The organism is Butyricimonas sp. RTP31003st1_G1_RTP31003_210430, from assembly GCF_040920905.1.
Taxonomy (GTDB): Bacteria; Bacteroidota; Bacteroidia; order Bacteroidales; family Marinifilaceae; genus Butyricimonas; species Butyricimonas paravirosa.
This window is the reverse complement of record NZ_JBCOSQ010000054.1, coordinates 24,745-35,608: the sequence shown is the minus strand read 5'-3', so window position 1 is coordinate 35,608 and position 10,864 is coordinate 24,745. Positions and strand designations below refer to the sequence as shown.

Here is a 10,864-nt window from a genome sequence, read left to right as displayed (position 1 = left end):
GGTTATTACGCCTCATCATCTCTTACGTGATCTGTTTCGTGATTACCTGTTTCCTTGCTCTATTAACGGATTTGGCTATCGTGTCGGTTCCCCCGATGGGACTGACCCTACAAGCCATGGTCCCGGCTCTTTTTATCGGCACGCTTTCCTTCATGTTAAGCACAATGATCAAGAACGGGAACGGAACTTCCGTGGTGATTATTATTATCGGACTGTTATTCTCCATGATACAGGGAGCTATCGGGGATAGTCAATGGAACATTTTCCTAAATCCTTACGATGTTCCCATTGACAAGAACCCGCAGATATTTTTCAACACGGTCTTCCATTGCCGGATGAACATGTTGATCGCCTCTGTCCTCTTTATCATCTTCGGACTGAATAACACCCGAAACCGGGAGAAATTTATATAGAAGAAATCGGGGCTGTCCCAAAAGTCATTTTATTTCGAAAAACTCCTCCGTCACTTCGTACCACCTTTTTCTTCCCCTGCCTGAGGGGAAGTACCCGAAGGGGGGGAGGGAGTTTGAAAACACCTTATTTTGTGTATGTCTGTTCTTTTGTTACCTTTGTTCACAAACACTACTATCAAATGAAAGTTTCGTCTTTTTCAAGAAACTCTATTCATCTAATAAGAAGGATTAGTACATGAAATATTTTATTGAAACCCTAACAAGCAACAGCAAGAGCGTGGAACTACCCGAAGAGTTTAATTATTTCGGGAAACTGATTGGTAGCTGGAAATTTGATTATGTCGATCACAACATATCCTGTTCGACTAAAGGAGAATGGCATTTCTCGTGGATCCTTGAGGGAATGGCGGTACAAGATGTTATTATTCTACCTTCACGAGAAACCAGAACAGAAATACCACATCCCCTCACCGAATACGGCACGACACTCCGTGTCTACAATCCAGCCACGCACACTTGGGACATTGCCTATTGCTATACAGGAAGAATCATGCGCCTTGAGGCAAGAAAACAAGATGATATGATTGTTCTCACGAATATTGACGACGAAAAGAAGAAATGGGTTTTCGTCAAGATCGAGGATAACACATTTCATTGGCAGAATGTAACCGTAAAAGATAATGGTGAATGGCTTATAAATGCGGATTTATATGCAGTGCGTACACGATAAGCATTTTGCACGGCACACCTTACTGCAAGTATAAATATTCTTTATTCTTAAACATCATGGCATAACAGCTCATATAGCAAATATACAACACGATTCACCCGACATACAAACATAATTGAATGAAAAACCAATTCTATAAAATAGGAAATAGGAATAAATAGACTCCCGCAAGAATAATTTCAACGTCCTATGTAAGCTATGTCATTTTTTATAATTTTGCGGAGATTATCACCATAAAAATAAAGAAATGAAAAAAATCTTGTATGTATTATGTCTGCTTACGACTCTTGTAGCGTGTAGCGATGACGATGACAAAATTATTACCGATTATGACAAACCGTACACGAAGTTACCCTCTTCCGAATTAAGAACTTTAATCGAAGACAATATCAGTTCATGCGAAGCGTTGGTCAAGGAGTTTAGTGAGATGGAGGAAAATAATGAGATATTCGATTTAATAAGATATTATGGTATAAACTTGAGTTTCAATATTTCCGATTTGATAAACTCCCGAAGTTCAGACTCAAGCAAAGAAAACACATTTACCGGAATGAAATTAGTTTGGAACAAAGACAAACAGGACTTTGACACGACCATCAATGCAGCCGGATTCATGGAAGTCCTCTTCCCCTCTTCCAAAACAGATCAGTCCCAAAATGATCTTCGTTTCATTGCAACGATTGATTATAGTACCGGTGTCTGCCTTAAAATGGAAGTTTACAAGGGCGAAGAAATTCTATTACACAAAGTACAGCAATATAACAAAGAAACTTCCGAAGCCATACAAATAGTAAAATGTCCTCCTTACAGCCAAATGGTCAAGATGGAAATAAATTACGATGATATTGTCTCTCGATTTATCATGAGAAGAATGCCCAAAGAGGTCATTGTACAAAAGGACGGAGGAGATTATTACAGCCTTTCATTGAATATCGAAAATGGCAATCTAGATTTAGTGACAGATTTCAATAACATCCGGATTCGCTCTACATTCGAACAATATAACAGCATACAGGCGTTAATTGAGGAAATATATTACACGAATGAAGGACGTTATGACGAGTTGGTTACAGAACTTTTCAGAAAAAATATGCGAGAAAGTGTTATTGTTTTCACGGATAAAGATGAGAAAATCGGAGAATGGGAATTCGTGGAACTAAAACGAGGCGCAGAAAGTCCTTTCCCTCTTTGTAAATGTATGTTCCAAGACGGAACAGAATTATTTTTCCGGTTATATACATTTATCTAGTTTCCTATAAAGATTTCTTTCCCCGGTTTTCAAAAAGAGCCGGGGAAATTTCTGTCTAATGAATCCCTGTACGCCCCAATTTCTCGTTTAGTTTACGACGAATGACATTGATGGCATTTTTGCGCTTAAGGAGTTCCACGATTTGCGAAGGATCTTTACTATTCTGTGATTCAAGAATGCGATTATCTATATCCCGAGAGAGCATTTCCACTCTTCGCATCTTGTAATTATCTAGTATCTTGGGCAGAAGTTCTCCGAGTTTCATCTGTTCTGTCTCGACAAAACTATCCATCCTGTACCAAATCTTACTTAACTCGTAAGGTTCACTCAAGATATTGGCAGCCATGGTACTGACTTTTATATCCGGGTAAGAAATAAAATAACGGGCCGGGATAAACGACGGAGACTCATACTGACGTTGATATTCCTGTTGCATCGTACGGAACACGGGATTCAACAATTCCAAATCATCTTCCCCAAGTTCCCGGATAATGAATTCCCCGACACTCACACTTCGCATATATCCGTTACGTTCCTCCTCGTACAACTCGCTATCCCCGAATAAAAGCAGGTAACGAATCAACACACTTTCCTCGATGTCACAAGGAGTCGCTCCTCGTGTCGGGGTTGTTACCTTCAATTCCGGAGTCGCAACAGGAGTTTTGGAAGGTTGTTCCTCGTTCTTCAAGCGAACCTTGGCAATCTCGGTATATAAAACTCGTTCCTCAACATCCAACTGGTGAGCAGTTTCCCGCACATAGACGGAACGCACGATGTTATCCGGGATCTTGGCAATACTTCGCACGATGTCCGTGATTAGGCGAGCCCGTTCAACAGGATCATCCCCCGCAGTACCCAGCAATAATTTAGTCTTAAAATTTATAAAATCCGTCTCGTTATTCGCGATAAAGTCCGCCAAATCTTGCGGCGTATGACTCCGGGCAAAAGAATCCGGGTCCTCCCCGTCCGGCAGTAAAAGTACCCTCACGTTCAATCCCTCTTCCAGCACGAGATCGATTCCCCGCAAAGAGGCCTTGATCCCGGCAGCATCCCCGTCATAAATAATTGTCACATTCGGGGTCAACCGACGAATCAACCGGATCTGTTCGATCGTCAAAGAGGTTCCCGAGGAAGCCACCACGTTCTCAATTCCTTTCGCATGAAAAGAGATCACGTCCGTGTACCCTTCCACCAAGATGCAACGATCTTGCTGCACGATTGATTTCTTAGCAAAGAATATCCCGTAAAGGGTTTTACTCTTGTGATATATCTCGGACTCCGGGGAATTCAGGTATTTTGAAATCTTTTTATCGGCTGTCATCGTTCGTCCCCCGAAAGCAATCACCTTACCCGCCAAATCAAGCACGGGAAACATCACCCGGGCTCGGAATCGGTCGAAAAGTCCTTTCTCGTTCTCGATGGTCAATCCTGTCTTCACGAGAAACTCTTTCTTGTAGCCCTTTTCCTGAGCTGTTTTCGTGAACGCCCCCCAACCTTCCGGGTTATAGCCCAAACCGAATTTGCGAATCATCTCGTCACTGATACCTCGTTGACGCAAGTAACCCAATCCCACGGAACGCCCCTCGTCCGTGTTCCACAGTTGATATTGAAAATACTCGTTCGCATATGAAGAGACAATTAACATACTCTCTCGTTCCGTCTTCTCCTTCTTCTGTTCCTCTGTTAATTCCTTTTCCTCAACCGGGATATGATATTTCTCGGCCAGATATTTCAATGCCTCCACGTAAGACATCTGCTCGTGTTCCATGATAAAATTCACGGCATTTCCCCCTTTCCCGCAACCGAAACATTTATATATGCCTTTTGCCGGGGAAACGGTGAACGAACCTGTCTTCTCATTATGAAACGGACACAGCCCAAGATAGTTTACACCTCGCTTTTTTAAACTCACGAAATCGGAAACCACTTCGTATATATCCGCCGCATCAAAAATTTTCTGTATGGTAGCCTGATCAATCATGACACAAAGATAGGATAATGAAATTGAAAATGGAGAATTGAGAATTGAAAATGATGTAATAAGATTAAAATCATTGAAAAGTTGCGCCCGACAAGAGTTTTAACAATACTTTAACATACATGTCGTATTAGTGGAACAATATTTGTATACTTTTGCACGTGGAAACGTTTTAAACACGTTTCGTTTCCAAGTACAAACACTAAGACATCAGCTATGGAAGAAAACATAAAACAAAAAAGGGAACTTATAGCCGCTATCTCGGATCTTTTTTTGAGATTCGGATTGAGAAGTACCTCCATGGATGATATAGCGAATCACTTGAAAATTTCGAAGAAAACACTCTACCAACAGTTTGCCAATAAAGACGACGTGGTGGAGCAAGTGATGTTGTACAGGAGAGATGAAAAAATAAAAAACACGGATGTTAATCAACTAGCCAAGAAAAACCCGATCGTGGTCATGAGCGAAATTCGGGATTTCATGGTGAGTGATTTGGGTAGCCGCTTACCTGCCAATCATTTTGATTTAAGGAAATATCACCCGGCCGTGTACGAAAGAGTTGCCAAGCAAGAAGAGGAGTCAACGAAGAAGTTTCTCGTGGCATTACTGGATAACGGTATAAAACAAGAACTCTTCCGGAAGGATATTGACAAAGAATTACAATTGTACCTGTTAGGCAAACAATTGCACTTTTTGAAAGATCCTGAAATCACCAGTAAGCTTGAATACCCGATTTCGGTAATTATTTCAACGATCTTTATCAATTTTATTTACGCTATATCCACAGAAAAAGGTCTAAAAGAATTTGAACGCCTAAGGAACACGGCAAAACGACCAGAAGACGGATGATTGATTTTTTTGGTACGAGTTTTGTAACGAGAGAAAAAACATTTGAAATTTCCCGGAAAAATAAATAATTAAATCTATAATCTATGAAACAAGGAACGACTCTTTTCCTCCTAATGTTTTTCGTGCCATGGATGCTCCACGCACAGGAAGCGCCGCAAACGATATCGCTTCAGCAAGCGGTGGAGTTTGCTATCAAGCACAACAAAGAACTGCAATCTTCGCAGATGAATATTGATTTGTATCGCCAAAAGGTACGGGAATCCGTATCACAAGGATTACCACAAGTCAATGGTACCGTAACGTATTCCACGAATTTCAACTACAAGATGGATTTCGGCGGCCAAGCGATAAAAATGAAAGACCAGTCTAACCTGACGGTAGGTTTGCAACAATTATTATTCAGCGGCCAATGGATTCTAGGGATGCAAACCAGTAAAATCGCTGTACGCCTGACCGAGCAGGAAGTTGAAACCACGGAACTGGACATCGTTGAAAATATTTATAATTCATACTACACGGTGCTGGTATCTGAAAGAATGCTCGACATTCTACGTCAGAACCTGGAGAATATGAATGAAATTTACAAGCACACCGATAATATGTACAAAGCCGGAACGGTTGAAGTGACGGACGTGGATCAAATCCGCATTAACGTGGGACAACTGAAAAACAGTTTATTATCCATGGAGAGAACGGTTGCCGTGAATTACAACCTACTGCGTCTTCAACTGGGACTGGAAGCAGGCACCCCGATTAAACTTACGGATGCGCTGAATGTATTCTTGGAAAACGATAAGTCCACTCGCTTGTATGTTGAGAAATTTGACATCAATAATAATTTGAGTTATCAATTGATCACCACGCAAACCGAGCTGAATAAAAAGATGCTGGGATTGGAAAAATGGAGTTACGCTCCCACGATCTCCGGTAATTACAACTTCAATTACAAGATTTTGAAACCGGCATTAGATATGAGCCCGAAACACACGGCCGGCCTCACGATGAACATTCCGATTTTCTCCGGTTTGCAGCGGGATTCCAAGGTTAAACAGGCCAAAATTACCTTGGAACAATCTTATATGCAGAAGAGTTTATTGCAAGACCAGCTGAACGTGCAGGACGAACAGTTGAAATTCAACTTGAAAAACGCCATGGAAAATTACAACCTGCAAAAAGAGAACATCGATGTTGCCACGCGGGTATTAAAGAACTACCAGAGAAAATACGAGCTGGGAGCTGTTTCCAGTTTGGATTTGACACAAGCAAATAACAACTACCTGCAAGCAGAAACAAATTACACGGAAGCAATTCTAAGCTTGCTACAAGCACAAGTAAGTTTGGAAAAACTGTATAATCAACTTCCCCGATAAAACAACTTGAATAACAAAAACAAAAAAGAAATACAATGGTAAAGAATCTCATTTTATCGATTATAGCATTAGCTATCCTTGCCGGTTGCTCGGGCAAAAAAGATAAGACTACAGGGGAAACCGTGGAGGCGGTTCCTGTTAAGGTGCAAAAATTAGAGAAGACGGATATTGCCAAAACCTTGGACTATACCGCCAACTTACAAGCAGATAAGCAAGTGTACTATGCCCCCGCTGCCACGGGCAGAATCGAGAAGATTTACGTGGAAGTAGGCGACCGCATCAAGAAAGGTCAGTTACTCGTTGAGATGGATAGAACCCAGCTAGTTCAAGCTGAAGTTCAATTAAAGAACTTGGAAACGGAATATAACCGTGCCGTTCAATTAAATGAAACCGGAAGTATCTCCAAACAAGCTTATGATGCTGCCGTAACCCAGTACGAAGTAGCTAAAGCTAACGTGGATTTCTTGAAAGAGAATACCAAAATGCTCGCTCCTTTTGACGGTATTGTTACCGGAAAATATTTCGAGAATGGGGAACTTTACACGGGAGCCGCTTTCGGTGGTGCTAGTAAACCTTCTATCATCGCAATCGAAAAAATCAACCCGCTGAAAGCTTACGTGAACCTAGCCGAACAATATTATTTGGCCATACAAAAAGGAACTAAAATTCAGTTGAAGAGCAATATCTTTCCTGATAAAACATTTGATGGTACGGTTAGCATCGTTTACCCGACGATCGACCCCGCCTCAAGAACTTTCACGGTAGAAGTAAAAATCCCGAATAGCGACGAATCATTAAGACCGGGGATGTACGGAACCATTGACTTCTTCATCGGTAACACAGAAACTATGGTCGTTCCGGCTATCGCCGTGTTGAAATTACAGGGTTCAAACGATCGTTACGTGTTCCTGAATAAAGATGGAAAAGCAAAACGTGTGAATGTAAAACTTGGCAGACGTTTCGAGGATCAAGTAGAGTTGATCAGTGATGAAATCCGCGAAGGAGACGAGTTGATTGTTGTCGGTCAAGGCCGGTTAGTTGACGGATCACCGCTTTCTATTACAAAATAGGAGAAACCCGCAACTTAAAATTTAAAACTTAAAATTTAAAATTCAGAATATGAGTATATACAATACAGCGGTCAATAAACCCATTTCAACCTTGATGGTTTTCCTCGCCATCATCGTACTGGGTGTTGCTGCCTATATACAATTACCAGTGGACCAGTATCCCAAGATGGACCCGCCTTATATCACGGTAATGGCAACCTACCCGGGAGCTAACGCCGCAGATATTGAAGAGAACGTGACCAAGATCCTCGAAGACCAGTTAAACTCGGTGGATGACTTGAAGGAATTGACCTCAACTTCTTACGATAACCTATCTGTTATCTCCCTGGAGTTTGAATGGGAAGTAAATCTTGACGAGGCTTCAAACGACGTGCGTGATGCAGTAGATAAAGCCATGTCCAGCCTCCCGGATGATATAGACCGTCCTACCATCATGCGTTTCAACACGTCCATGATGCCTATCTTGATTTATGCCGTAACCGCAAAGGAATCATATCCCGGTATTGACAAGATTTTGGATGACAAGCTGATTACCCGATTAAACCGCGTGGACGGAGTTGCCTCTGTTATCGTGGCCGGAGCCCCGGAACGTGTCGTTTACGTGGACCTCGACCCGAATAAACTTGATGCTTACAATTTGACGCTGGAACAAATCGGTAACAAGATTCTGGCAGAGAATAAAGATATTTCTTCCGGTAACGTGAAGATGGGACAGATGGACTATACTTTGCGCGTGGAAGGAGAATTCGAAGAAAGTGACCAGATCAAAAACATCGTGTTAGGCACTCAAAATGATAAAATCATTTACCTGCGTGATGTTGCCAATGTACGGGATACCCTAAAAGATATTACCCTAGAACAAACGATTAACAGAGGTCGGGGTGGTGTATTAATGGTAACCAAACAAACCGATGCAAACGCAGTAGCTGTTGCGAAACAGGCAAAGAGCGAAATCGAGAAAGCACAGAGGGAACTACCGACAGATATCAAATTCCAAATCATTTCGGATAACTCGGACTTCATCATCAAATCTATTAACAACTTGCAGGAGTCTTTGATGTACGCTTTGATCTTCGTGATCTTGATCGTGTTCTTATTCTTGGGACGTTGGAGAGCAACCTTCATCATCGCATTGACAATCCCGATTTCCTTGATTGTTGCTTTCATTTACTTATTTGCAACCGGGGAGTCGCTTAACATTATATCTCTATCGTCCCTATCTATTGCAATTGGTATGGTGGTGGACGACGCCATCGTGGTATTGGAGAACATCACGAAACATATTGACCGGGGAAGCCGTCCGCGAGAGGCCGCCAAATACGGTACAAACGAGGTTTGGTTGTCTGTAATCGTTACGACGTTGGTAACCGTGGCTGTGTTCTTCCCGTTGACCTTGGTGAGCGGTATGACCGGTATTTTGTTTAAACAGTTGGGATGGATCGTTTGTATCACGGTATGTACGTCAACCGTGACCGCAATCTCTTTGACCCCGATGTTGTGTTCTCAATTGATGAAAATTCAAGAGAAGACGGATTCAAGTAAGTTTAGTTTCTACAACTTCGTTTCCAGAATGTTGGAGAAATTGGACAGTGCTTACGAGAAATTGATCCGCTGGGTACTTGTTCACAAGACCGTAACGATCCTTAGTATGTTTGCTTTATTCTTTGCCTCCATGTTCCTGGCTAAATTGATCAAAACGGACTTTATGCCCCAGAATGACCAAAACTACCTGAACGTGTACGCCAAGATGCAATCCGGCCAACGTGTAGAGGTGACGAGAGAGGTTGCCTTGGAAATTGATTCCATCATTCGAAAAGATATTCCGGAAATCACGTTGATCAACTTGTCATACGGTAGTGAAGAGGAAGCCTCTTTCGCATCCATGATGAACAGCACGGGTAACAATATCTTGAACATGCGTTTGAGAACAACAGATATTAAAGACCGTCAACGTAGTGTGTTCCAGATTGCCGACCAGGTGCGTGGTATCTTGAAAGCTTTCCCGGACATTTTACAGTACACGGTAACAACTTCAAGCGGTGGTTCCATGGGAGGTAATAACGTGGACATTGAAATCATGGGACATGACTTCAACACGACTACGAATCTAGCACACTCCATCGCAGAGAAAGCCCGCCAGATTCCGGGAGCGGAAGATATCAAGATCAGCCGTGACGAAGATAAATCCGAGTTGCGTATCATGCTGGATCAAGATAAACTAGCCCGCCACGGTCTGACAACGTCTGAAGTAGGTTCATACATGCGTAACCGTATCTATGGATACCGGAACAGTAAATACAAGGAAAACGGAGAGGAATATGATATTATCGTACGTTTCGACGAGAAATATCGTTCTTCGATCACCGAGATTGAAAATATCATTATCCCTGACGGCAAGGGCCAGAAGGTTCGGTTAAAAGAATTGGGAGAAATCCAAGAGTTCTTCTCCCCGCCAAATATCGAGCGTAAGAGTAAACAACGTTTGTTGAAAGTGTCTATCACCCCGGCAGCAGGAGTTGCCCTAGGAGATATAGCAACTGCAGCTCAAGAGATCATCGATAACACGGAAATACCTCAGGAAGTATCCATGTATATCGGTGGTAGCTACGAAGATCAACAGGAATCATTCAGCTCATTGTTCTTATTGTTGTTACTCTCTTTGATGTTGGTTTACATCGTGATGGCCGCACAGTTCGAGTCATTCAAGATGCCGTTCATCATCATGTTGGCAATTCCGTTCGCCTTCACCGGTGTGGTTCTTGCCTTGTTGCTGACGAACACAACCTTGAGTATCGTTGCCGCATTGGGTGCTATCATGTTGGTGGGTATCGTTACGAAAAATGGTATCGTGTTGATCGACTTTATCAACTTGATGCGTGAACGAGGTATCCGCCTGTACGACGCAATCGCAATGGCTTGTCGTTCTCGTTTGCGTCCGGTATTGATGACCTCGTTAACCACCATCTTAGGTATGGTGCCGATGGCAATTAGTGCTGGTGAGGGTTCTGAAACCTGGAGACCGATGGGTATCGCCGTAATCGGTGGTATGATCTTCTCCACGATTATCACGATGGTGATTGTTCCGGCCGTTTACGCCGCAATGGACAAGAGTGGTAGCCGTGATAAAAAGAAGATTCTCAGCAAACAATTCAAGTTCATGGCCGACTTTAACCCGGAAAGAGATCTTCCGAAAAAGAAATAA

7 protein-coding genes and 1 pseudogene are annotated in these 10,864 nt (G+C 42.4%); 7 read left to right on the top strand and 1 reads right to left on the bottom strand.

Annotated features, from left to right (window positions below):
* From AB5542_RS15485 to AB5542_RS15475, 3 genes and pseudogenes are all read left to right on the top strand, one after another.
* Positions 1-413, top strand: a pseudogene (locus AB5542_RS15485) (hypothetical protein); the annotation flags it as partial.
* Between the two features lie 235 nt (positions 414-648).
* Positions 649-1,143, top strand: a complete 495-nt coding sequence (locus AB5542_RS15480; protein WP_270543433.1) for a hypothetical protein — start codon at positions 649-651, stop codon at positions 1,141-1,143.
* A 247-nt stretch (positions 1,144-1,390) separates the two neighbouring features.
* Positions 1,391-2,392: a hypothetical protein gene (locus tag AB5542_RS15475; protein WP_270543434.1), complete on the top strand. Its 1,002-nt coding sequence runs from the start codon at positions 1,391-1,393 to the stop codon at positions 2,390-2,392.
* A gap of 55 nt (positions 2,393-2,447) precedes the next feature.
* Here AB5542_RS15475 and dnaG read toward each other — a convergent pair whose 3' ends face one another.
* Positions 2,448-4,373, bottom strand: a complete 1,926-nt coding sequence (gene dnaG, locus AB5542_RS15470; RefSeq protein WP_270543436.1) for a DNA primase — start codon at positions 4,371-4,373, stop codon at positions 2,448-2,450.
* A 213-nt stretch (positions 4,374-4,586) separates the two neighbouring features.
* Between dnaG and AB5542_RS15465 the strand changes: the two genes are divergently transcribed.
* The 4 genes from AB5542_RS15465 to AB5542_RS15450 all read left to right on the top strand — a co-directional run bounded on the left by AB5542_RS15465 (position 4,587) and on the right by AB5542_RS15450 (position 10,864).
* Complete coding sequence (locus AB5542_RS15465; RefSeq protein ID WP_087419052.1) at positions 4,587-5,222, top strand: TetR/AcrR family transcriptional regulator; 636 nt, start codon at positions 4,587-4,589, stop codon at positions 5,220-5,222.
* An 83-nt stretch (positions 5,223-5,305) separates the two neighbouring features.
* Complete coding sequence (locus AB5542_RS15460) at positions 5,306-6,592, top strand: TolC family protein (RefSeq protein ID WP_229128137.1); 1,287 nt, start codon at positions 5,306-5,308, stop codon at positions 6,590-6,592.
* Positions 6,593-6,627: 35 nt separating this feature from the next.
* Complete coding sequence (locus AB5542_RS15455) at positions 6,628-7,662, top strand: efflux RND transporter periplasmic adaptor subunit (protein ID WP_288215084.1); 1,035 nt, start codon at positions 6,628-6,630, stop codon at positions 7,660-7,662.
* A gap of 49 nt (positions 7,663-7,711) precedes the next feature.
* Positions 7,712-10,864 carry an efflux RND transporter permease subunit gene (locus AB5542_RS15450; protein WP_118304543.1) on the top strand — a complete coding sequence of 1,051 codons (3,153 nt, stop codon included), beginning with the start codon at positions 7,712-7,714 and terminating at the stop codon, positions 10,862-10,864.